21 protein-coding genes and 1 pseudogene are annotated in these 21,830 nt (G+C 64.4%); 15 read left to right on the top strand and 7 right to left on the bottom strand.

Annotated elements, in window-relative coordinates; translation table 11 throughout:
- The first annotated feature begins 45 nt into the window (after positions 1 to 45).
- The 10 genes from ACP2YO_RS31720 (at position 46) to alkB (ending at position 8,666) form a co-directional block, all read left to right on the top strand.
- Entirely contained in the window at positions 46 to 969 is a 924-nt protein-coding gene (locus ACP2YO_RS31720; RefSeq protein WP_426435076.1) for a branched-chain amino acid ABC transporter permease, read from the top strand.
- Positions 962 to 1,882: a branched-chain amino acid ABC transporter permease gene (locus ACP2YO_RS31715; RefSeq protein ID WP_426435075.1), complete on the top strand. Its 921-nt coding sequence runs from the start codon at positions 962 to 964 to the stop codon at positions 1,880 to 1,882. Before ACP2YO_RS31720 ends, ACP2YO_RS31715 begins: the two co-directional genes overlap by 8 nt.
- Positions 1,872 to 2,603 carry an ABC transporter ATP-binding protein gene (locus ACP2YO_RS31710; protein WP_426435074.1) on the top strand — a complete coding sequence of 244 codons (732 nt, stop codon included), beginning with the start codon at positions 1,872 to 1,874 and terminating at the stop codon, positions 2,601 to 2,603. The genes ACP2YO_RS31715 and ACP2YO_RS31710 overlap by 11 nt, the downstream gene beginning before the upstream one ends.
- A complete protein-coding gene (locus ACP2YO_RS31705; protein ID WP_426435073.1) occupies positions 2,593 to 3,312 on the top strand; it encodes an ABC transporter ATP-binding protein in 720 nt (239 codons plus the stop codon). Before ACP2YO_RS31710 ends, ACP2YO_RS31705 begins: the two co-directional genes overlap by 11 nt.
- Positions 3,312 to 4,652, top strand: coding sequence for an acyclic terpene utilization AtuA family protein (locus ACP2YO_RS31700; protein WP_426435072.1), 1,341 nt, complete (start codon positions 3,312 to 3,314; stop codon positions 4,650 to 4,652). Before ACP2YO_RS31705 ends, ACP2YO_RS31700 begins: the two co-directional genes overlap by 1 nt.
- Position 4,653: 1 nt before the next feature.
- Entirely contained in the window at positions 4,654 to 4,992 is a 339-nt protein-coding gene (locus tag ACP2YO_RS31695) for an AtuA-related protein (RefSeq protein WP_426435071.1), read from the top strand.
- Between the two features lie 5 nt (positions 4,993 to 4,997).
- Entirely contained in the window at positions 4,998 to 6,347 is a 1,350-nt protein-coding gene (locus ACP2YO_RS31690) for an amidase (protein ID WP_426435070.1), read from the top strand.
- A complete protein-coding gene (locus tag ACP2YO_RS31685) occupies positions 6,340 to 7,026 on the top strand; it encodes a DUF2848 domain-containing protein (protein WP_426435069.1) in 687 nt (228 codons plus the stop codon). Before ACP2YO_RS31690 ends, ACP2YO_RS31685 begins: the two co-directional genes overlap by 8 nt.
- 227 nt (positions 7,027 to 7,253) lie before the next feature.
- Positions 7,254 to 8,000, top strand: a complete 747-nt coding sequence (locus ACP2YO_RS31680; protein WP_426435068.1) for a 2OG-Fe(II) oxygenase — start codon at positions 7,254 to 7,256, stop codon at positions 7,998 to 8,000.
- A gap of 12 nt (positions 8,001 to 8,012) precedes the next feature.
- A complete protein-coding gene (gene alkB / locus ACP2YO_RS31675; protein ID WP_426435067.1) occupies positions 8,013 to 8,666 on the top strand; it encodes a DNA oxidative demethylase AlkB in 654 nt (217 codons plus the stop codon).
- 13 nt (positions 8,667 to 8,679) lie between these two features.
- Here the strand turns inward: alkB and ACP2YO_RS31670 are convergent, their stop codons facing one another.
- The 6 genes from ACP2YO_RS31670 to hpaH form a co-directional block, all read right to left on the bottom strand.
- Entirely contained in the window at positions 8,680 to 10,308 is a 1,629-nt protein-coding gene (locus tag ACP2YO_RS31670) for a thiamine pyrophosphate-dependent enzyme (protein ID WP_426435066.1), read from the bottom strand.
- A gap of 19 nt (positions 10,309 to 10,327) precedes the next feature.
- Entirely contained in the window at positions 10,328 to 11,200 is an 873-nt protein-coding gene (locus tag ACP2YO_RS31665; RefSeq protein ID WP_426435065.1) for a fumarylacetoacetate hydrolase family protein, read from the bottom strand.
- 9 nt (positions 11,201 to 11,209) lie between these two features.
- Positions 11,210 to 12,193 carry a 3,4-dihydroxyphenylacetate 2,3-dioxygenase gene (gene hpaD, locus ACP2YO_RS31660; RefSeq protein WP_426435064.1) on the bottom strand — a complete coding sequence of 328 codons (984 nt, stop codon included), beginning with the start codon at positions 12,191 to 12,193 and terminating at the stop codon, positions 11,210 to 11,212.
- Between the two features lie 100 nt (positions 12,194 to 12,293).
- Positions 12,294 to 13,829 carry a 5-carboxymethyl-2-hydroxymuconate semialdehyde dehydrogenase gene (gene hpaE / locus ACP2YO_RS31655; RefSeq protein ID WP_426435063.1) on the bottom strand — a complete coding sequence of 512 codons (1,536 nt, stop codon included), beginning with the start codon at positions 13,827 to 13,829 and terminating at the stop codon, positions 12,294 to 12,296.
- Positions 13,822 to 14,223: a 5-carboxymethyl-2-hydroxymuconate Delta-isomerase gene (locus ACP2YO_RS31650; protein WP_426435062.1), complete on the bottom strand. Its 402-nt coding sequence runs from the start codon at positions 14,221 to 14,223 to the stop codon at positions 13,822 to 13,824. The genes hpaE and ACP2YO_RS31650 overlap by 8 nt, the downstream gene beginning before the upstream one ends.
- Positions 14,224 to 14,249: 26 nt before the next feature.
- Entirely contained in the window at positions 14,250 to 15,056 is an 807-nt protein-coding gene (hpaH, locus tag ACP2YO_RS31645; RefSeq protein ID WP_426435061.1) for a 2-oxo-hept-4-ene-1,7-dioate hydratase, read from the bottom strand.
- A gap of 125 nt (positions 15,057 to 15,181) precedes the next feature.
- On the opposite strand from hpaH, the gene hpaR reads away from it, so the two are divergent.
- Entirely contained in the window at positions 15,182 to 15,718 is a 537-nt protein-coding gene (gene hpaR, locus ACP2YO_RS31640) for a homoprotocatechuate degradation operon regulator HpaR (protein ID WP_426435060.1), read from the top strand.
- Between the two features lie 34 nt (positions 15,719 to 15,752).
- On the opposite strand, the gene ACP2YO_RS31635 is transcribed toward hpaR, so the two are convergent.
- Positions 15,753 to 16,748: a GntR family transcriptional regulator gene (locus ACP2YO_RS31635; protein ID WP_426435059.1), complete on the bottom strand. Its 996-nt coding sequence runs from the start codon at positions 16,746 to 16,748 to the stop codon at positions 15,753 to 15,755.
- Between the two features lie 291 nt (positions 16,749 to 17,039).
- On the opposite strand from ACP2YO_RS31635, the gene ACP2YO_RS31630 reads away from it, so the two are divergent.
- The 4 genes and pseudogenes from ACP2YO_RS31630 to ACP2YO_RS31615 all read left to right on the top strand — a co-directional run bounded on the left by ACP2YO_RS31630 (position 17,040) and on the right by ACP2YO_RS31615 (position 21,804).
- Positions 17,040 to 18,185 carry an ABC transporter substrate-binding protein gene (locus ACP2YO_RS31630; RefSeq protein ID WP_426435058.1) on the top strand — a complete coding sequence of 382 codons (1,146 nt, stop codon included), beginning with the start codon at positions 17,040 to 17,042 and terminating at the stop codon, positions 18,183 to 18,185.
- Between the two features lie 242 nt (positions 18,186 to 18,427).
- A complete protein-coding gene (locus ACP2YO_RS31625; protein ID WP_426435057.1) occupies positions 18,428 to 19,303 on the top strand; it encodes a branched-chain amino acid ABC transporter permease in 876 nt (291 codons plus the stop codon).
- Complete coding sequence (locus ACP2YO_RS31620) at positions 19,300 to 21,075, top strand: ABC transporter permease subunit (protein ID WP_426435056.1); 1,776 nt, start codon at positions 19,300 to 19,302, stop codon at positions 21,073 to 21,075. Before ACP2YO_RS31625 ends, ACP2YO_RS31620 begins: the two co-directional genes overlap by 4 nt.
- Positions 21,075 to 21,804: pseudogene (locus tag ACP2YO_RS31615) on the top strand (ABC transporter ATP-binding protein). Before ACP2YO_RS31620 ends, ACP2YO_RS31615 begins: the two are co-directional and overlap by 1 nt.
- The last annotated feature ends 26 nt before the right edge of the window (positions 21,805 to 21,830 follow it).

Raw genomic sequence — 21,830 nt, 5'->3', positions numbered from 1 at the left:
TGCAGTCCAGGGCGGCAAACGAGACCTTCGGCGGCGGGCGCTAGCATGACGTATGCGCTCGTTGCCGGCGTGCTGTTCGGGCTGTATTTCAGCCTGGTCGGCATCGGCCTTAACCTCGTGTTCGGCGTCATGCGCGTCGTCAACCTCGCGCATGGCGACATGCTGATGCTGGGCGCCTTCATCGCGCTCGGCGTGGTCGGCATCTTCGGCATCGACCCGCTGTTTGCGGTGCCGCTGGCCTTCGTGGTCTTCGTGCTCGCGGGACTGCTGCTCTATTGGGTGCTCGTGCCGCGACTGCAGGGCTCGGCCAATCCGGAAATGTTGTCGATCATCCTGTTCTTCGGCCTGTCGCAGGTGATCGAGGCCGTCACCACGATCTTTGCGGGCACCAGCGAGCGGTCGATCCAGAGCCGGCTGCTCGGCACGGTGTTTACGACGATCAAAGTCAAATGGTTTGGCGGCAAGGCAGGCAGCGCAGGGCCGATCCAGATCTTCGGCCAGGGCTTTCCCGCGCCCTGGGTGATCGCGGCCATCACCAGCCTGATCGCGATCGGTTGCGTCTATCTCTACCTCTATCACACCCGGCTCGGCACGTTGACGCGTGCGGTGATGTCACGCCGCGACGAGGCGCTGGCGACCGGCATCGACGTCGACCGCGTCTCCGCGGCGGCGTTCGGGATCGGGCTCGGGCTCGCTTCCGTGGCCGGCGTGTTCGCGCCCTTCATGTTCGGTTCGGTGACGCCGGCTTTCGGCGCGGATGCCACGGTGACGTCGTTTGCCATCGTGGTGCTGGGCTCGCTCGGCAATCCCTTGGGCACCGCGCTCGGCGGTGTCGTCTATGGCGTCTTCTACATGCTGGTGCAGACCTATCTCAGCTCGTGGGCCGATTTGCTGCCCTATGTGCTCCTGATCCTGATCCTGTTGTTACGCCCGAGCGGCCTGCTCGGAAGGCGGGTGCGCGTTGCCTAGTGCTTCGAAACACCTGCTGTTCATCCTCGCGCCGCTGATCGTCGTGTTTGCGGTGCTGCCCGGCGTCTATCAAAATCATCTGTTGCTGTTCAACTTCGTGATCTTCCTGATCCTCGCCCAGGGCGTGAACATCATCTACGGCTTCACCGGCTATCTGCCGTTCGGCTATGTCGGCTTCTTCGGCGCCGGTGCTTACGGCTTTGCCATCATGGTGATGCACCTGCACACACCGGCCGCGCTCGCTGTGCTGGTCGGCGGCGTCGTCGCGGTCCTGCTCGGCCTGTTGCTGACGCCTCTGCTGCGGCTGTCGGGTGCATATTTTGCGATCGCGAACCTCGCGGCGTCGCTGGCGGTGCTGCACTTCGTCGCCAATCCGGCGCTGGAGGGGATCACGAAGGGACCCTACGGTGTGTCGCTCACCGGTACGTTCAATCCGGACAATGCCTACTACGCGGCGCTGGTCGTATTGGCGTTGACGCTCGCCGGTGTCGTCTATCTGAAGAACTCGCCGTTCGGCCTTGCCCTGCAGGCGGTCCGGGAAGATGCCGTGTCAGCCTCGATGGCCGGCGTCAACGTCATCAAGATGCGGGTGATCGCCTGGCTTGCTTCCGCGCTGGTGGCGGGTCTCGCCGGCGGCATCTACGCCTGGTACGTTTCGGTGTTCTACCCCGACAACGTCTTCTCCGGCGACTTCAGCATCTTCGCGATCGTGTTCGCGCTGTTCGGCGGCGTCGCCACCATCACCGGACCGATCGTCGGCGTGCTCATCCTCTACGGCATCTACAATCTGATCGGCTTCACGACGCCGCAATATTTCCAGCTGATCTATGGCCTGCTGATCATGGGACTCGTGCTGTTCCTGCCCGCAGGGCTGGTGTCGCTGGCAACGCGCAGGGGGTGGCATGTCCCCTGAGCAACCGCCCATCCTCAAGGTCTCCAGGCTGGTCAAGCGGTTCGGCGGCTTCCATGCGCTCGACGGCCTGAGCTTCCACGTCATGGCCGGCGAAATCCTCGGCCTCGTCGGTCCCAACGGCTCCGGCAAGACCACGGCGATCAACGTCATCTCCGGCCTCTATGCGCCCGACGGTGGCGAGGTGGTATTCGACGGCGTGGCGTCCGGCGGCGTCGCCTCGCATAAACTGGTTCACCGCGGTATCAACCGCACCTTCCAGGTTCCAAAGCCGTTCCTGTCACTGACGGTGCGCGAGAACATCCAGGTGGCGCTGGCTTACGGCCGCGCCACGGTTGCACCGCCGTCGATGGCGGAACTGCTCGACGAATACCGGCTGAAGGAGGTCGCCGACCTTCCGGCCGCCGATCTCAACAGCGCGCAGCAGAAGATGCTGGACCTCACCCGCGCGCTCGCCACGCGGCCGCGGCTGCTGCTGTTGGACGAACTCGCAGCCGGCCTCAATCCGGCGGAGCTCGACTGGATTGCCGGGCGCATCAAGGCGCTGGCCGCAACGGGCACGGCTGTTATCGTGGTCGAGCATCTGATGGGCTTCATCGAGCAGATCACCGACCGCGTCATTGTGCTCAATGCCGGCAAGGAGATTTTTGAGGGCACGCTCGCCACTGCGGTGCGCGAGCCGAAGGTGATCGAGGTATTCCTGGGAGGCGAGCATGCCGCCTGATGCAACGCCACTGCTGGACGCCAAGGGCGTCGATGCCGGCTACGGCACCATGCAGGTGCTGTGGGGCGTCGACCTCGACGTCCGCGCCGGCGAGACCGTGCTGCTGCTCGGCGCCAACGGCGCCGGCAAGACCACCTTCCTGAAATCGCTGGTCGGCCTGATCGAGGCGCGCAGCGGCCATATCAGGCTCGGCGGCGAGGACGTCACGCGGATGCGTTCGTCGGACCGCATGAAGCGCGGCATGACCTATATGTCGGAGCTTGCCGTGTTTCCCGATCTGTCGATCGAGGAGAACATCCGCGTCGGCGCGCAGGCGCTGGGCCACTCCAATCCGCGCGGTCGGGTCGACGAATTGTACGGTCTGTTCCCGGTGCTGCGCGACAAGCGCCGCGATCCGGCCTCCAGCCTCTCCGGTGGCCAGCGCAAGATGCTCGGCATCGCCAAGGCCCTCTCGGCCGAGCCAAAACTGCTGGTGATGGACGAGCCTTCGGCCGGGCTATCGCCGCTTTTCGTCAAGGAAGTCATCCGCATTCTCTCCAGCCTGCAGGGCCGCGGATTGGCACTCCTGATCGCCGAACAAAATATCGGTTTCCTTGACGTCGCAACGCGCGTGTTCGTGCTGGAAGGCGGACGTATCAGCTTCTCCGGCACGGTTGCCGAGATGAGCGGCAATGAAGAGCTGCACCGCGCCTATTTCGGGCTGAAGTGATGCGGACAATCAGGATCGGATCCGGCGCAGGTTATTCGGGCGACCGCATCGAGCCTGCGGTAGAACTCGCCGAAAAGGGCGCCCTCGATTATCTGGTGTTCGAATGCCTCGGCGAGCGCACCGTTGCGCTGGCCCAGCAGGCGCGGATGAAGGACCCCGACAGCGGTTATGATCCGCTGCTCGAGGAGCGGATGCGGGCGGTGCTGCCGCTCTGCGCCGCCAAGGGCATCAAGATCATCACCAATATGGGCGCAGCCAACCCGGAAGCCGCGGCGCGCAGGACCGCCGAGATCGCGAAATCGCTCGGCTTGCCGCAGCTCAAGATCGCGGCCGTGATCGGCGACGATGTGCTCGACGCCTGCAAGGCCGGCGATCTCCCGATCATGGAATTCGAGGGCACGATCAAGCAACTCGGCAACCGAATGCTGTCGGCCAATGCCTATCTCGGCGCCGAACCGATGGCCGACGCGCTCACCGCGGGGGCCGACATCGTGATCACCGGGCGCGCATCCGATCCGGCGCTGTTCCTGGCGCCGATGATCCATGCCTTCGGCTGGAAGATGGACGACTGGAATCTGCTGGGGCAGGGCACCGTCGCCGGCCATTTGCTGGAATGCGCGGGCCAGATCACCGGCGGCTACTTCGCCGATCCCGGATACAAGGATGTCGCCGGTCTGGCGCGGCTCGGCTTTCCGATCGGCGAGGTCGATGAAGACGGCTCGCTGGTCGTGACCAAGGTGGCGGGCAGTGGCGGGGCGGTGACCGCGCAGACCTGCAAGGAGCAACTGCTCTACGAGGTGCACGATCCCAAGAGCTATCTTCAGCCGGACGTGGTTGCGGATTTCTCCGAAGTCACCGTCGCGGAGATCGGCCCGGACCGGGTGCGGATCAGCGGCGGCCGCGGCACTGGGCGCACGGAGACGCTGAAGGTTTCGGTCGGCTATGTCGACAGCTATATCGGCGAAGGCCAGATGTCCTATGCCGGTCCCGGTGCGCTGGCGCGCGGACGATTGGCGCTCGAGATTGTCCGCGAACGGCTGAAGCTGATGGGCGTGGCTGCGAGCGAAATACGGTTCGACCTGATCGGCGTCGATGCCCTGCACGGCCCGGACCTGTCGGCCGGCGCTGGCGAGCCTTACGAGGTCCGCGTGCGCGTGACTGGACGCACCGAAAGTCTTCGTGAGGCAATCAGGATCGGCAACGAGGTCGAGACGCTTTATACCAACGGCCCGGCGGCAGGCGGCGGCGCCTGGAAATCGGCGCGTGACGTCGTCGCGGTCGCCTCGGTGCTGCTGCCGCGCGGGCTCGCGAAGCCGCAGATTCGTTTCGTGGAGGCTTGACGTGAAGCTGCGCGAGATCGCCCATTCCCGAACCGGCGACAAAGGCAACACCTCAAACATTTCCGTGATCGCCTATGACGCCAGGCATTACCCTTTGCTGCTTGCCCAGGTCACCTGCGCGCGGGTGAAGGCGCATTTTTCCGGCATTGTCGAGGGGGATGTCGTCCGCTATGAGCTTCCCAGGATTGCGGCGCTGAATTTCGTGATGACCGGGACGCTCGGTGGTGGAGTGACACGATCGCTCGCCCTCGATGCCCACGGCAAGTCGCTGAGTTCGGCGCTGCTTGATCTGGAAATCGACGACGATCCGGGCGACAATCAGCTGCAAGCCAGGAAGTGAAAGCCATGCCTGATAATCCGACGCTCGCCGCCCTGGCCGCCGATCTCGCCAGCGGCGCCACCTCCGCCCACAAGCTGGTCGAGCAATGCATCGCCAAGATTGCCGATCCCGCAGGCGAGGGCCAGCGCACCTTCATCCATGTCGACCGGGACGCGGCGCTGGAGGCGGCTGACGCCATGGACCGGCTGCGCAAGGCCAATGCCGCGCCATCGCCCTTTGCCGGCATCCCGGTCTCGATCAAGGACCTGTTCGACATCAAGGGCCAGGTCACGCGCGCCGGCTCCCGGGCGCTGGATGACTCCGCGCCGGCGGACGCCGATGCTCCCGTGGTGGCGCGGCTCAAGCGCGCCGGCTTCGTCGTGATCGGCCGCACCAACATGACCGAGTTCGCCTATTCCGGCATCGGCATCAATCCGCATTACGGCACGCCGAAGAGCGCCTGGAACCGGAGCGTCGGCCATGTGCCGGGTGGGTCGTCCTCGGGAGCTGCGGTCTCGATCGCCGACGGCATGGCGTTCGGCGCGCTCGGCACCGACACCGGCGGCTCCTGCCGGATCCCGGCGGCCTTCAACGGCATCGTCGGCTACAAGCCGACGCAAGCCCGCATTCCGCTCGCAGGCGGAGTGCCGCTCTCGTTTTCGCTCGACAGCTACGGACCGCTGGCCAATTCGGTGGCGTGCTGCGCGGCGCTCGATGCCGTGCTGGCGGACGAGAAGGTCGAGCCGTTGAGCGCGCGCTCCGTGAAGGGCATGCGGCTTGCGGTGCCGACCACGGTTGTGCTCGACGATCTCGATGACGCCGTCGCGAAAACCTTCGAGCGCGCGCTCGTGGCGTTGTCACGCGCCGGCGCGTTGATCGAACGGATCGAGGTGCCGGAATTCCTGGATGTCGGCGTGATGAACGCCAAAGGCGGTTTTGCCGCAGCGGAAAGCTATGCCTGGCACCGCTTCCTGATCGCCAGCAAGGGCGATGTGTACGATCCCCGCGTCTCCTCCCGCATCGTGCGCGGCGAGGGCTTCCCGGCGGCCGACTACATCGATCTGCTCAACGCGCGCCGCTCCTTCATCGCCCGCACCGGTAGGCGGATCGCACACTATGACGCGCTGGTGCTGCCGACCACGGCGAACACGCCGCCGGTGATCGCCGATCTCGCGGACGACAAGGCCTTTGCTGTGCAGAACCTGCGCGCGCTACGCAATTGCACGCTGATCAATGTGCTCGACGGCTGCGCGATTTCGCTGCCGGCGCATCGCGAGGGCGAGGTGCCGGTCGGCCTGATGCTCGCGGCGGCAGGCGGATCGGATCGCCGCATTTTCGAGCTTGCGGCCTGTATGGAGGCCGTCATCCGTGTTTGATCTCACCTTTAACGTCGACGACAAGGGTGTCGCCACGCCGCTCACGCTGGAAATCAGGCAGGCCGTCATTGCCGGCTGGACCGGCCGCGATCCGGTGGCGCGCGACAAGCATATCGCCGAGCTGGAAGCGATCGGCATCGCGCGTCCGGCGACGACGCCGATCTATTACCGCTGCTCGGCGCGCCGGCTCACCTTCGCCGATACGATCGAGGTCTGCGGCGAGGACTCCAGCGGCGAGGTCGAATTCGTGCTGATCGGCTGGCAGGGCCGCATTTTCGTCGGCTGCGGCTCCGACCACACCGACCGCAAGGTCGAGGCCTACAGCGTCACGGTATCGAAGCAGATGTGCGACAAGCCGATCGCATCCGAGCTTTGGGAGCTCGAGGACGTGATCGGCCACTGGGATCAGCTAGTCCTGCGCTCCTGGGCCGTCATCGGCGGCCAGCGCGTGCTCTACCAGGAAGGCACGCTCGACCATATGCTGCCGGTGAACGACCTAATTGCCCGCGGGTTCGGCGGGGGCGGATTGCCCGACGGCTGCGCCATGTTCGGCGGCACCTTCGCGGCCAAGGGCGGCATCCGCCCGGCCAGCCGCTTCGAATTCGAATTGGAAGATCCGGTGCTGAAGCGGAAGATTGCGCACGGCTATGACGTGATCACGTTGCCGGTGCGGGGCTGATCTCTTTCCACAAGTCTATCCACGGGTCGTCCCTGCGAAAGCAGGGACCCATAACCCCAGGACTTTGTGGCTGCCACGCTGCGGCCCCAGCCATCTCAACAATTAATGACGGTGGCTATGGGTCCCTGCTTTCGCAGGGACGACAGTGAGTTTGTGGCGCTGCGCCGGGCATTTTCCTGCCAGAAATCGGGTGGCGCCGACCACGATCCTGGGCAAAACTCCGGCTCATGAAAGCAACAGCCAAAGCCGCCGCCCACGCGGCACAATCGGACATCCCCGCCCGCGTCGATGCGCTGGATTGGGTCCGGATCACGGCCGATCTCGACGGGCAGGGCTGCGCCGTCCTCAACGGCCTGCTGACGCCGCAGGAATGCGATGGCATCACTGCGCTCTATCCTGACGACAGCCAGTTCCGCAGCAAGGTCGTGATGGGACGCCATGGTTTCGGTCGCGGCGAGTACAAGTATTTTTCCTATCCGCTGCCCGACCTGATCGCCGAACTGCGTCCGGCGCTCTACGCGCAGTTGACGGCCACGGCCAATCGCTGGAACCAGACGATGGGGATCGATATCAGCTACCCCGCATCGCATGCTGCGTTCCTGAAACGCTGCCACGACGCCGGGCAGACGCGACCGACCCCGCTGCTGCTGCAATATGGCGAGGGCGACTACAACTGCTTGCATCAGGACCTCTACGGCGAGCACGTATTTCCGATCCAGGTCGCGATCCTGCTGTCGCAGCCGGGGCGCGATTTCAGCGGCGGCGAGTTCGTGCTGACCGAGCAGCGGCCGCGGATGCAGTCGCGGCCCGAAGTGGTACCGCTCGCGCAGGGCGATGCGGTGGCGTTTGCCGTGCATCATCGTCCGGTGCAGGGGACACGCGGGTCCTATCGGGTTAATCTGCGTCACGGCGTCAGCCGTATCAGATCTGGCCATCGCCACACCGTTGGGGTGATCTTCCACGATGCGAAGTGAGTTCAGACAGGCGTGACGGCTGATTTGTTCGAGACCGTTGGCGACGCACGGGCTCCGCGCGAGACGATCGCGGAGGGCGCGGTGTTGCTGCGTGGTTTCGCAGGGACCTTCATGGCCGAATTGATCCCGGCGTTGCGGGACATCGTCAAGCAGGCGCCGTTCCGCCATCTGATCACGCCGGGCGGCCACCGGATGTCGGTTGCGATGACCAATTGCGGCAACGCCGGCTGGGTCTCCGATCCCAGCGGCTATCGCTATGACGGCATCGATCCGGACTCTGGAAAATCCTGGCCACCGATGCCGCCGGTATTATGCAGGCTCGCCGCCGAAGCCGCGGCCGAGGCCGGTTTCAACGGCTTCGCGCCGGAGGCCTGCCTGATCAACCGCTACGTGCCGGGCGCAAAACTGTCGCTGCATCAGGACAAGGACGAGCTCGATTACGCAGCACCAATCGTCTCGGTCTCGCTCGGGCTGCCGGCGACCTTCCTGTTTGGCGGCCTCAAGCGTAGCGACACGCCCCGCCGCTACCGGCTGGAGCATGGCGACGTCGCGGTCTGGGGCGGGCCATCGCGGCTGTTCTATCATGGCGTTGCGCCGCTCGCCGACGGTGAGCACGGCGTGCTCGGCCGCCAGCGCATCAATCTCACCTTCCGCAAGGTGCGTTGAGGCGCCGTCGGCCTCAGTTGTTCTTCGCCGGGTGGATGAACGCCCATGGGCTGACTTCGGAACCGGTCGGCACTTCCACCGAGATCACATAGGGGCCGCCGTCCGCCAGCGCCTTCTCCAGCGCGGGGCGGAAATGATCCGGCGAGGTAACGCGCGCCGCACCTGCGCCAAAGGATTCCGCGAGCTTGACGAAATCCGGGTTGACCAGGTCGGAGGCGACGATGCGGCCGTCGAAGCGTTCGCGCTGGTCGCGGCGGACATTGCCATAGGCGTTGTTGTTGAACACCAGCGTCACCACGCCGATCTTGAACTGCACGGCAGTGGCGAGTTCCTGCACGCCGAACATGAAGCCGCCATCGCCGGTGATCGCGACCACGGGCTTGTTCGGGTTGGCGACCTTGGCGCCGAGCGCGGTCGGGAAACCGGAGCCCAGCGTGCCCTGATAGCCCGAGGTGATGAAGGTCCGCGGCTCGTAGATCGGAAAGCCGTACCAGGAGGCGAAGCCGACCTGCGACAGCTCGTCGGTGACGATGGCATTGGCCGGCAGCACCTCGCGCAGGATCTTCAGATAAGCCATCTGCGGCTGGATGCGCTGGATCTCCTGCTCGGCGGCTGCCGTCGCCTCGCGGATCGCGGCGCGCCGGCCCGAGGTTTTGCTGTAGCCGACCTTGCGGACGGCGGCGGCGAGATCGGCGGTGCCGGCCCTGGAATCGGAGATCACAGCGACGTCTGCAGGGCTGCGCCGCATCTCGACGGGATCGATATCGATCCGCACGCATTTCAGCCCGTCCGGACGATAGGGCCAGCGCGACATCGTCGGCAGTTCCATGCGGCTGCCGATGCCGATCATCAGATCGGTCTTCGGCCAGAGCTTGTAGGCCGCGGCCATGGTGAGCCCGAGTTCGTGCGCGTTGGAGACGATGCCACGGCCGCTGCGGAAGGCGACCACGGGTGCGTCGATCATCTCGGCGAGCTCAAGAATCTCCTCGCGCGCTTCGATCGCGCCGCTGCCGACGAAGATCATCGGCGCCTTGCTGCCCGCGATCAAATCGGCGGCCGCCTTGATGTGGTCAGGATCGGGCTGCGGCGTCGGCAGCGGATCGAACGGTTTGACAGGCGTGACCTGGGCACGCTGGGTGAACACGTCCCATGGCATTTCCAGCGAGGCCGGGCCGCGGCGCCCCGACAGCATCTCCTGGAACGCGCGCGAGACCATCGCGGGCGCGTTGTCGGGGTATTCGATCCGGTCGGCCCATTTCACGAAGGTGCGCAAGGTCGCGAGTTGATCGGGCATCTCATGAAGGTGACCGCGACCCTTGCCCAGAAACTGCGTCGGCACCTGTCCGGTCAGGCACAGCACCGGCTCGTTGCAGCCGAACGCGGTGAGCAGCGCTGCGGAGGCGTTGAGCACGCCGGGGCCGGGCACCACGCTGAACACGCCGGGGCGGCCGCTGGAGCGTGCATAGCCGAACGCCATGTAGCCGCAGGCCTGCTCGTGCCGCGCGCCGATCACCTTGAGCTGGGCCTGGTGGAACGCATCGAACAGGCCGTAGATCTGCGCCCCGGGCAGCCCGAACACGGTGTCGACGCCGTGGGCGACGATACCGTTGACGATGGCTTCGCCGCCGGATGTTGAGGTCATGGCACTGTCCGTTCGTTGGTTAGCTGGCTTCGTCGACGACGCCGTTGCGCAAAACGCCGACGCCTTCGGCCTCGACCTCTACCACATCGCCGGGCTTCAGGTAGCGCGGCGGATCGAACCGCGCACCCGCACCGGTCGGCGTGCCCGTCACGATGATATCGCCGGCTATCAGCGTCGTGAAGGTCGAGATGTAGTTGATGAGGTAGCGGAAGCCGAAGATGAGCCGCGAGGTGCGGTCGTCCTGCCTGACCTCGCCGTTGACCCGGGTGGTCAGGCGGATATCGGCGATCTGCGCCTCGTTGGTGTAGGGCACGATCCACGGCCCGAGGCTGCCGGTGGAATCGAAATTCTTGCCCTGGGTGACGTTGAACTTGGCGTGACGCACCCAGTCGCGGATGGTGCCTTCATTGCACAAGGTCAGCGCCGCGATGTGGTCGAGAGCTGCGCTTTCCGGGATGTGCCGGCCGGTCTTGCCGACGACAAGCACCAGCTCGCCCTCGTAATCGAGCTGCGGCGAGGCGCGCGGGCGCACGACGGCTGCGTCGTGGCCGACAAAGGAGCGCGGCACGCGCAGGAACATGCTCGGATATTTCGGCGCATCCGAGCCGTCCTTGTACTCGGCATTGCGGTCCGGATAGTTGACGCCGATGCAGATGACCTTTTCCGGCGCCGGAATTGGCGGCTGCCAGACGACCGCGTCGAGCGCATGGTCGGGCGAACGCCTGGCGGCGTCTTCCGCGAGCTTGGTCAGCGCGCCGGCCGCGATCACTTCGCGCAGGGTCGGATAATCCTTGGCGAAGCGCGCGGAGAGATCGACGATGCCGGTGTCGGTCACGGCGCCGTAGCCGACGGCGCCGTTGATGGAATAGGTGGCGAAGCGGGGTGCTGACATATCAGATCCTCAGTCCGCAACCAGCACGTCGGCGACGAAACGCGGCTCGCGCACCGCCTGTCCCGCGAACGGCGAGCCCTCCTCGAACCACGAACGCGGCGCCGGCGCGCCCCACAGCGTCTGGCGGCGCGGATCGCGCAGCGACCAGCGCAGCGGCTCATGGTCGTGATCGCCGGTGAAATAGTCGCTGGTGTAGAGCTCGATGCGATGGCCGTCGGGATCGCGGACGTAGAGGAAGAACGCATTCGAGATGCCGTGCCGGCCGGGGCCGCGCTCGATGTTGGCGAGGAAACCGGAGGAGGCCATCACGTCGCAGAGATGCACGATGTTCATTGCGGTCGGCACCCAATAGGCGATGTGGTGCAGCCGCGGACCACGGCCGTTGGTGATGGCGAAGTCGTGGACGTTGCCCTTGCGATGCATCCAGGCGGCGGCGATGCGGCCGTTGGCGCCATCCTCCTCGGCGTATTCGGTGAGGCGGAAGCCGAGCCGGGCATAGAAGTCGACGGTGTCCTGCACCTCGGCGGCGAACACGTTGAAATGGTCGAGCCGCTGCGGATGACAGCCCTTGTAGAGGTCGTAGCGGCGCAGCAGATGCGGCCGCTTCTCCATCGTTGCATAAAGTTCGATCTGGAAGCCGAACGGATCGGTGAAGTGCAGCGTGCGGCCCTGGAACGGCTGGTCGACGAAGGCGTAAGCGATGCCGTTTTCGGAGAAGAAGGCCGCCGCCCTGTCGAGGTCGGCATCCGTGCCGACCTTGAAACCGAGCCGGTTGCAGGCCGCCTTCGGTGCCTTGCGCAGCACCACCGAGTGATGCTGGTGCTCCTCGCTGGCGCGCAGATAGACCGCCTTGTCGTCGCGGTCCTCAATGTGGAGACCGACGGTGTTCTCGTAGAACGCGGCGCTCTTGTTCAGATCCGTGACGTCGAGCACGGCGTGGCTGCAACGTATGATGTTGAAGGGCGGATCGAAGACGTGTTGCGGAGCGGGCATGCTGTTTCCTCAAATTTTTGTCCGTCATTCCGGGATGGTGCGCTAACACCAGACCCGGAATCTCGAGATTCCGGGTTCGCTGCGCCCAGAATGACGGTGGTTACATTCCCAGTTTCTGAATCTTGTGCGTCCCGCGGGCGAGCGAGACGTGCTTGGTTTCCATGTAGAAGTCGAACGAATAGTCACCGCCGTCGCGGCCGATGCCGGACGATTTCATGCCGCCGAACGGGGTCGGCAGATGGCGGACGTTTTCCGAGTTGAGCCAGATCATGCCGGCCTCCAGCGCGTCAGCGACGCGGAGCGCGCGGCCCATCTCGCCCGTCCAGACATAGCCGGTTAGGCCATACTGCACGCCGTTGGCGATCTCGATGGCGTCGTTCTCGTCCTTGAATGGGATCACGGTGAGGAACGGGCCGAACACCTCTTCCTGCGCGACGCGCATTTTTGCATTAGCGCCGATGACCAGCGTCGGCTGCACATAGTGGCCACCGCCGGGGCCGTCATGCGGCTTGCCGCCGACCGCAATGGTCGCGCCGTCCTTCCTGGCGACGTCGAAATAGCTGCAGACTTTTGCCAGATGCCGCTCATGGATCAGCGGCCCAATCTCGGTCGCGGGATCGAGGGGGTGGCCGACCTTGAGCGCCTTCACCCGCGCGGTCAGCTTCTCGATGAACGTGGCCGCGATGTTCTCCTGGACCAGCAGGCGGCTCGACGACGTGCAACGCTCGCCGTTGAGCGAGTAGATCATGAACACGACGGCATCGAGCGCGCGGTCGAGATCGGCGTCGTCGAACACGATCACTGGATTCTTGCCGCCGAGCTCGAAATGCACGCGCTTCAGGGTCGGCGCGCCCTGCGCCATGATCGCCGAGCCAGTGGAGCTCTCGCCGACGAAGCCGATCGCCTTGATGGCCGGATGCTCGGTCAGCGCCTTGCCCGCGTCTTCGCCGAAGCCGTGCACGGTATTGAACACCCCGTCGGGGATACCCGCCTGCTTGGCCAGTTTGACCAGCAGATCAGCGGTGACGGGCGACCACTCCGCTGGCTTGTGCACGACGGTGCAGCCGGCGGCGAGGGCAGGAGCGATCTTCCAGGTCGAGAGCATGAACGGCGTATTCCACGGCGTGATCACGCCGACCGGGCCGATCGGCACGCGGGTCGAGATATTCCAATGCTCGTCCGAGGGCGTGTTGAGACCGTCGCGCGCTTCGGCGGATTTGTCGGCGAAGAAGCGGAAGTTTTCCGCGGCGCGGATCGCGGCCTTGGCCATGAAGCGGTGCGCCTGGCCGGTGTCGATGCATTCGAGCACGGCGATGTCGTCGGCATGATCCACGATCGCATCCGCAACGCGATTCAAGAGCTTGCGGCGCATCGTAGCCGGCATGTCGCGCCAGGCCTTGAAGGCCTGCGCCGCCGCGGTCGCGGCCCGGTCGATATCTTCGGCGTTGCCACGTGCCACTGTCGCCAGCACCGAGCCGTCAACGGGCGATTTCGTCTCAAAGGTCTGGCCTGAAACTGACGGCACAATTTTGCCATCTATCATGTGGCCGATGCCTTCGGACTTCAACTTGGCGAGCAGGGGAGCTGCGCGGTCGCGGTTGGCCTGGAACACGTCGGATGATGTCGCTTTATCCATGGACCGTCTCCACTTTCTTCAGGGCGTCGTGGATGTTGTTGCGTTTCCAGCTCGTCTCCTTGTCGTTGATCTGCATGTCGAACGACAGAGCGAACTTGCTGTTGGCGAAGACCGGATCGAGATAGGCCGACAGCGCCTTGAAGATGTGCTCGCCGGCCTTCTTGCGGGCGGCGAGATCGCGGCCTTCGCCGAGCCGCAGCACCATGTCGAGGAAGCCGTAGTTTTTTCCGCCATCGGCGATCGCGTAATGCTCGCATTTGATAGCGCGAACACGAATGCCGCCGAGCGGGAAGATGCCGGTTTCGACCGCCGCCTTGCGCACCATCTCGACGACATCACCCATGTCGGCGAGGCCGTCGAGATTGGCGGAATATTCAAGCGTGAAATGCGGCATACCGGTCTCCTGCTGATACCAAAACGTCAGGCGAAGTAGCAGCTCACGGACCCGTAGGGTCCATAGTCGGCCTGAATCGTGTCGCCTTTGCGGGTTTCGATCGGGCGGATGAAGGAGCCTGCCAGCACCACCTGTCCGGCTTCCAGCGCCAGCCCGTTCGGCGCGATCTTGTTGGCGAGCCAGGCCACCGCGGTCGCCGGATGGTTGAGCACGCCGGCGGCAAGGCCGGTCTCCTCGATCTGGCCGTTGCGATAGCAAAGTGCGCCGATCCAGCGCAGGTCGGCGTCCAGTGGCCGGATCGGCCGGCCGCCGAGCACGATGCCGGCATTGGCGGCGTTGTCGGCAATGGTGTCGAAGATCTTGCGCGTCGCCTTGGTCTGCGGATCGACCCGCTCGACCCGTGTGTCGAGGATTTCCAGCGCCGGCACCACGAAGTCGGTGGCGTTGAGCACGTCGAACAGCGTGCAGTCCGGTCCCGCCAGGCGGTGTTTCATCACGAAGGCCAGTTCGGCCTCGACCCGCGTGGCGATGAAGCGATCGCTCGGCACCAGCCCGCCATCGGCAAAGAACATGTCGTCGAGCAGGATGCCGGAATCCGGCTCGTCGATATTGAGCGCGCTCTGCATCGCCTTCGAGGTCAGGCCGATCTTGTGGCCCTTGATAATCCGGCCCTGCGCCACCTTCATCTCGACCCAGGCCTTCTGAATCGCGTACGCATCGGCAAGAGTGATGCCGGGATATTCCAGCGAGAGCTGGCGGATCTGTTTGCGGGTCTTTTCCGCCTGGTCGAGCCGTCGGGCGGCCGCGCTGATATCGTCGTGGGAGAGGGCCATGCGTGCTACACAAAGTGGATGTGAGGAGATGATTAACATGTTAAGTGAATTTCCGCAAACCGATTTGATGCATGTTGCAGTGCAAAAGTTTGCCGCTCTGGATTGAACCGGTTCTGGATTGAACAATGGCGCGCAAGAAATCGCCAAACGAACCGCGTTCAAATCCGGCCGAGGGTGGCTCGTCCCGGCGGGCGCCGATGCGCGAATTCTCGCGTTCGCTGCCGATGTCGCTGCTGCGCGCGCGCGAAGCCGTGATGCGGCAGTTCCGTCCCTCGCTGCGCAATCACGGCTTGACCGAGCAGCAGTGGCGCATCCTGCGCGCGCTCACCTCAGTCGATGAGATCGAGGTTACCGAGCTCGCCCATGTGGCGTTCCTGCTCGGCCCAAGCCTGTCGCGTATCCTGCGCGATCTCGAAGCCCGCCAGTTGATCGAGCGCAAGGCCGCGCAGAACGACCTGCGGCGCGCAGTCGTCTCGATCTCCGCGAAGGGGGTGAAGCTGATCGAAGCGGTGGCGCCGACGTCCGAGGCAATTTACGCCGCAATCACCAAACGCTACGGCGCGCGCAGGCTTGCGGAATTGCAGGAGATGCTCGGCGCGCTCGAGGCGGGCCTCTCCGGAATGATATCCTCCGATGACGGCGGGATCGAAGGCGACGAGTAGTCAAGCGTTTGTACGACGATGTCTGGCATGCCGGCTAGACCATGTAAGGAACGCGCGAAATCGCGTTGATGGCGCGGAATTCGGCGATCCAGCCGGCAACTTTGGAGTGCGACCACTCGATATGGCGGCGCATTGTCGCCGCTGCAGCGTCACCGTCGCGAGCACGCAAGGCGTCAATGATCACCAGATGCTCATCCATGAAGGAATCAATTTGCGGCGCGGTCAGCGCCACCTGGATGTGCTTGCCGATCACGAAGGAGCAGTGGGTGCGCTTGAGGGCTTCGATCATCTCGCGATTGACGCCGTAGCCGAGGCACCGGATATGGAGGTCACCCTCGATCTCGTCGAGTTCACCGATGCCGACGCGGCTGCGGAATTGGATCCCCTCGCGAAGCCGATCGGCCATCCGCTCCAGAAACGCCACCGGAATCTTCGTGGTTGCGGATTTCAGCAGCAGCGGCTCGAGAGTTGCCCGCACCTCGAAGATGTCGCGGACGCGATCCTCGTCCAACGGCACCACATACCAATGGGCCTTGGCGCCTTTCTCCAGGATGCCGATCGCCTGCGCACGCAGCAGCAGGTTGCGGGCCACCGTGCGCCCCACCCGGAAATGCCGCGCCAGCGCGAGTTCGCTGACGCGGAAGCGTCCGAACAGCGATCGGTAAATGACTTCGCGTTCGAGTTCGTAATAGAGCGTGTCCCAGGCATCGCTTCTGACCGCCTCGACGGGCCCGTCGGTCAGCCCCAGCATTTCCGGCGTGATCGGAACGCGCCGGGGTTCGGCCTTGCGCTTGCCGGCGATGACGCCGCGGCCGTCGAACCGGCGCACCAGGCCGACATGCTCCAACTCCTCAAATGCCTGCCGCACCGGAGAGCGGCTCGAGCCGAACAAGGTCGCGATCGCTGATTCGGAGAGCACGGTTCCAGCCGGAACGTCACCGGTCCGGATGCGCTTTGCCAATGCACCCTTGATCAGCGCATAGGCCGGCTGTTTCCGTCTGGTCTGCGATTTCGCTCTTGGCGTCGACATGGATGGCTGCCCGCGGCCACACTATCACGTGCACACTATCAATTGATTGCGTCGAGTCGCTCGCGGCAGGCATTTACGCACCGCCCGCGCGACTTTTTGACTATTGCGTGCAATATACAATCATGGTTTGTTGCGCCATAGGCTTGGATTAATAATCGCCGTTGTGCGCCGCAGCGGCGCAAACGTTTGCTCGTCGTGCTGTGTGTGGCCGTGGACAGGGCAACAAGTCTGGGCATCTAGCTCGTTTCAATGCAGCCGACATGCAAGTTCGGCGTTTACAGGGAGGATTGAATGAAACTGACGAGGCGTGAGTTTTCCGCCGGCTTGGCGGCAGGTGTCGCTGCTCCCGCGCTGTTACGTAGTGCGCAGGCGCAAGGCGCGACCATCAAGATCGGCATGTGCGCGCCCGTCACCGGTCCTGCCGCGGAATCCGGCGGTTACGCCGTCAAGGGCGCCAAGCTCGCGCTCGATGCCGTCAACAAGGCCGGCGGCGTCCTCGGCAAACAGCTCGAGCTGATCGTCGAGGACGACCAGACCACCAACCCCGGCATTGTGCTGGCCTTCTCCAAGCTCGCCTCCCAATCCGACATCGTCGGCTTTCTCGGTTCGATCCGTTCGACCCAGGTCCACGCGATGGCGCCGGACGTGTTGAAGCTCGGCAAGCCCGTGATGATTGGCGGCACCGATCCGAATCTCACCCATATGGGCAACAAGTGGCTGTTCCGCTTCCGCCCCAATGACAGCTATTCCGGCCGCGTCATCGCCGACTACGGCGTCAACACGCTCGGCAAGAAGAAATGGGCCGTGCTGCACTCGACCGACGCGTTCGGCACCGCCGGCGGCAAGGCGCTGACGGAAGCGCTGGGCAAGCTCGGCGCTCCGCCGGTGCTCGACCAGGGCTATGCCAACCAGAGCCAGGACTTCACCCCCGTCGTGCTCGCGATCAAGCAGTCCGGCGCCGACATCCTCGGTTCCTATTTCACCTTCGAGAACGATCTCGGCATCTTTGCCCGCCAGTTGCGCCAACTCGGCGTCAACATTCCCTGGGTCGGCTCGCCCTCGATCGTCAACATCACCGCGCTCAAGCTCGCCGGTCCGGCGCTCTACGGCACCTTTGGTGTCGCGGATTACGCGGAAGACTCCAGCGATGCCTCGAAGGCGTTCGGCAAGCTCTATCGCGACGCGGTCAAGGTCGCGCCCGACAACCAGAGCTCTTGGCCCTATGACGCGGTCACCGTGCTGGCAGCGGCGATCAACAAGGCCGGCGCGACCGAGCCCGACAAGATCCGCGATGCGATCCTGGCGATCAAGAAGTTCCCGGGTGCCGAGGGCGAGTACAATTTCGACCAGAACGGCGACGGGCTTCACGGCTACAACATCGTGAAGAACGACAAGGGCAGCATCGTCTTCGACAAGCACATCGAGTCCAACGACTGATCTGAAAGGGTCAGGGAGGCACCAATGGATGGGTTCCCTCCCCCCTTGCGGGGGAGGGTTAGGGAGAGGGGTAAGCCGCACGAGCGGTGATCGTGGCTTACCCCTCTCACCAACTCTCCCCTGCAAGGGGGGAGAGCCCTACCACCTCCCGCATCGCCCTTAACGAGAGGCTGTGAAGACAACAACCACTCCGATCCGGCTGGTGCCGGGATATTCGCTTCTCCCTTCAACTGAAGCTTGCCATGGATCTGTTCCTTCAACTGTTGTTCACGGGCATCGGCATCGGCGCGGTCTACGCGCTGGTCGCGCTCGGCTTCGTGCTGATCTTCCGCGCCACCAACGTCGTGAACTTCGCGCAGGGCGAATTCTCGATGGTCGCCGCCTATCTGATGGTGGTGTTTGCTGTCGATCTCGGCTGGCCCTATTGGCTGTCGTTCCTGATCGCACTCGCCGGCATGGCGCTGCTCGGCGTCGTCTTCAATCTCGGTGTCTATTATCCGCTGCGCCACCGCAGCTATCTGCCAGTCATCATCGCCACCATCGGCGCCTCGATCCTGCTCGCCAACTCCGTGCTCGCGATCTACGGCCCACAGCCGCAGGTGCTGCCGGGCTGGTTCGAGACACCCGGCATTCAACTCGGCCCGGTCTATCTCGACAGCCAGTATCTCCTGATTATCGGCGTCACGGTCCTGCTGGTGATCTTCAATTTCTGGTTCTTCGAGAAGACGCTGCTCGGCAAGAAGCTGCAGGCGACCTCGCAGGACAAGGAGATGGCCTCGCTGCTTGGCATTTCCGTCTCCACCATGATCATGATCACCTTCATCTATTCGGCCATGCTCGGCGGTCTCGCCGGCATCCTGGTCGCCCCCGTCCTGTTCGTCTCGATTCAGATGGGCTCGACGATCGCGCTGAAGGCGTTTGCCGCCACCATCATCGGCGGCTTCGGCGACGTCGCCGGCGCCATTATCGGTGGCCTTGCGCTTGGCGTGATCGAGACGTTCGGCGCGGCCTACATCTCGGTGCCCTACAAGGACGGCTTTGCCTTCCTGGTGCTGATCGCGTTCCTGATCTTCCGGCCGCAGGGCATCTTCGGCGAACGTGTCGCGGAGAAGGCATGAGCGCCAGCGACAACATTCAGGTCACGGCGCCCGCGGTGCGCTCGAAGCCGTTATTGCTTCGGCACCTGCCGTATTTCATCGGCGTTGCCATCGTGGTGGCGTTGGCCGCCCGGATGCAGTTCGACGGCTACATCCTCAACATCCTGATGCAGGCGACGACATTCTCGATCGCGGTATTCGGGCTCTCGGTCGTGCTCGGCCTGTGCGGCCAGATCAATCTGGCGCAGGCCGCGTTCTTCGGCTTCGGCGCCTACGCGGTCGGCATCGGAACCACCGATCTGCACCTGAGCTTCTGGCTATGTCTCGTCGCAGGCAGCGTCATTGCGCTGCTGGCCGGCGCGTTCCTCGGCGCCTCGACGTTGCGGCTCGGCGGCCATTACCTTGCGATGGTCACGATCTCGTTCCAGCAGATTGTGACGCTGGTGATGATCAACGCCATCTGGCTGACGCATGGGCCGGACGGCGTCTCGAACATCGGCCGTCCCGCTTTGTTCCAGAGTTCGCAGAGCTATCTCGCCTTCTGCGTCGCGGCGCTCGGCATCGTCGGCTATCTGGTCTGGCACCTGCCGGACACCAGGCTTGGCCGCGCCATGCGCGCGGTGCGCGACAATGAGCTTGCGGCCGGCGTCAACGGCATCGACGTGTTCCGCACCAAGGTCTACGCCTTTGCGGTGTGCGCGGCGCTCGGCGGCCTCGCCGGCGGCCTGTTCGCCGGCGGGTTCGCCTATGTCAGTCCGGATCAGTTCTCGTTCGCGGAATCGATCGTGTTCCTGACGATGTCGCTGCTTGGCGGCGTGGCCTCGCCGATCGGCTCGGCGATTGGCACCGGACTTCTGATCCTGATCCCGGAATGGCTGCGCTTTCTCAAGAGCGTGCCGGGGCTTTATCTCGCGATCTACGGCCTGTTCGTGATCCTGATCATCCGCTTCATGCCCGACGGCATTTGGGGATTTGTGTCCGACGCCTTCACACGCTGGCGCGCGCGTGCCAAGGCGCCGCCCGCCAAGGCCGCGCTGCAGCTGAAACCGGCGACCACCGCCGGCGACATCGTGCTTGATGTGACCGGGCTGTCGAAGCACTTTGGCGGCCTCAAGGCGGTCGACGGCGTCGACATCGCAGTCAGGCGCGGCGGCGTGCATGCGCTGATCGGGCCCAACGGCTCCGGCAAGACGACGACGCTGAACGTGCTGTCCGGCCTCTACAAGGCAACATCCGGCAGGATCGTGCTCGACGGCACCGACATCACCAACATGGCGCCGCATCAGCGCACGGCCGCAGGCCTCGGGCGCACCTTCCAGAACATCCGCCTGTTCCGTTCGATGACGGCGCTGGAGAATGTCGAGATCGGTGCCGAGCGTCCCGGCAACACCATGATCGGGAAGGGCGACGACGCGCTGACCGAGCGGGCGATGGAGGCGTTGACCTTCGTCGGTCTCGGCAGCCGCGCCAACGAGTTGATCTCGAGCTTTTCCTACGGCCATCAGCGCCTGATCGAGATAGCCCGTGCGCTGGCGTCGAACCCGACGCTGCTGCTGCTCGACGAACCGGCCGCCGGCCTCAATTCGACCGAAAAGCTCGAGCTGCATGAGCTGCTCAAGCGTATCGCAGCGCAAGGCCTCACCATCCTGATCATCGATCACGACATGACGCTGGTCTCGGAAGCCGCCCAGCACATCACCGTGCTGAACTTCGGACGCCGGATCGCGGACGGCGAGTCGCTGGCGGTGCTGCGTCATCCCGACGTCGTCTCCGCCTATCTCGGGAGCGAATGATGCCGCTGCTCGAAATCCGCAACCTCGTGGTCCGCTACGGCGAGATCGAAGCGCTGCGCGGCATCACTATCGCCGTAGAGCAGGGGCAGGTGGTCACGCTGTTGGGGGCCAACGGCGCCGGCAAGTCGACCACGTTGCGCGCGATCAGCGGCCTCGCCAAGCCCGCCTCGGGCGACATCATCTTCGACGGCCATTCGATCGCGGGCCTCGGGCCGGAAGCGATCGTCCGGCTAGGCATCTCGCATGTGCCGGAGGGCCGGCGCGTGTTCCCGGGCCTCACCGTGAAAGAGAACATCATGCTCGGTGCGTCGAACCGGAAGGTTTCGACGTCGCAGATCTCGCGTGAGGCGGATGCGATGTTCGATTTGTTTCCAGATATCCGCGTTTTTTCAAATGCGCTTGGCTGGACGCTGTCCGGCGGCCAGTTGCAGATGGTCGCGGTCGCCCGTGGCCTGATGGCCAAGCCGCGGCTTCTCTTGCTGGACGAGCCGTCGCTTGGGCTTGCGCCCGTCATCGTCCAGGCGGTGTTCCGTATCATTTCGCAGATCAGGAAAGACACCACGGTCTTGCTCGTCGAGCAAAATGCGCGCATGGGACTTCTCAGTCGCCGATCATGGCTTTGTCCTGGAGACGGGGCGGATTGTGCTAGGCGGCAAGCCCGACGAATTGTGGGGCAATGAAGCCATCGCCGCGGCCTATCTCGGTGGTCACGCCAAAGCCCATGCCTAGAAGTCTCATGCTTAAAGTCCACGCCT

The organism is Bradyrhizobium genosp. P, from assembly GCF_049949265.1.
Taxonomy (GTDB): domain Bacteria; phylum Pseudomonadota; class Alphaproteobacteria; order Rhizobiales; family Xanthobacteraceae; genus Bradyrhizobium.
The sequence above is the reverse complement of the archived record's forward strand: the minus strand, read 5'-3'. Positions and strand labels throughout refer to the sequence as shown.

What these genes read in the sequence shown, in the direction of transcription:
- ACP2YO_RS31720 (WP_426435076.1), top strand. Translation starts at nt 46, where the DNA reads ATGACGTATGCGCTCGTTGCCGGCGTGCTGTTCGGGCTGTATTTCAGC.
- ACP2YO_RS31710 (WP_426435074.1), top strand. Translation starts at nt 1,872, where the DNA reads ATGTCCCCTGAGCAACCGCCCATCCTCAAGGTCTCCAGGCTGGTCAAG.
- ACP2YO_RS31705 (WP_426435073.1), top strand. Translation starts at nt 2,593, where the DNA reads ATGCCGCCTGATGCAACGCCACTGCTGGACGCCAAGGGCGTCGATGCC.
- ACP2YO_RS31700 (WP_426435072.1), top strand. Translation starts at nt 3,312, where the DNA reads ATGCGGACAATCAGGATCGGATCCGGCGCAGGTTATTCGGGCGACCGC.
- ACP2YO_RS31690 (WP_426435070.1), top strand. Translation starts at nt 4,998, where the DNA reads ATGCCTGATAATCCGACGCTCGCCGCCCTGGCCGCCGATCTCGCCAGC.
- ACP2YO_RS31680 (WP_426435068.1), top strand. Translation starts at nt 7,254, where the DNA reads ATGAAAGCAACAGCCAAAGCCGCCGCCCACGCGGCACAATCGGACATC.
- ACP2YO_RS31670 (WP_426435066.1), bottom strand. Translation starts at nt 10,308, where the DNA reads ATGACCTCAACATCCGGCGGCGAAGCCATCGTCAACGGTATCGTCGCC.
- ACP2YO_RS31665 (WP_426435065.1), bottom strand. Translation starts at nt 11,200, where the DNA reads ATGTCAGCACCCCGCTTCGCCACCTATTCCATCAACGGCGCCGTCGGC.
- hpaD (WP_426435064.1), bottom strand. Translation starts at nt 12,193, where the DNA reads ATGCCCGCTCCGCAACACGTCTTCGATCCGCCCTTCAACATCATACGT.
- hpaE (WP_426435063.1), bottom strand. Translation starts at nt 13,829, where the DNA reads ATGGATAAAGCGACATCATCCGACGTGTTCCAGGCCAACCGCGACCGC.
- ACP2YO_RS31650 (WP_426435062.1), bottom strand. Translation starts at nt 14,223, where the DNA reads ATGCCGCATTTCACGCTTGAATATTCCGCCAATCTCGACGGCCTCGCC.
- hpaH (WP_426435061.1), bottom strand. Translation starts at nt 15,056, where the DNA reads ATGGCCCTCTCCCACGACGATATCAGCGCGGCCGCCCGACGGCTCGAC.
- hpaR (WP_426435060.1), top strand. Translation starts at nt 15,182, where the DNA reads ATGGCGCGCAAGAAATCGCCAAACGAACCGCGTTCAAATCCGGCCGAG.
- ACP2YO_RS31635 (WP_426435059.1), bottom strand. Translation starts at nt 16,748, where the DNA reads ATGTCGACGCCAAGAGCGAAATCGCAGACCAGACGGAAACAGCCGGCC.
- ACP2YO_RS31630 (WP_426435058.1), top strand. Translation starts at nt 17,040, where the DNA reads ATGAAACTGACGAGGCGTGAGTTTTCCGCCGGCTTGGCGGCAGGTGTC.
- ACP2YO_RS31625 (WP_426435057.1), top strand. Translation starts at nt 18,428, where the DNA reads ATGGATCTGTTCCTTCAACTGTTGTTCACGGGCATCGGCATCGGCGCG.
- ACP2YO_RS31620 (WP_426435056.1), top strand. Translation starts at nt 19,300, where the DNA reads ATGAGCGCCAGCGACAACATTCAGGTCACGGCGCCCGCGGTGCGCTCG.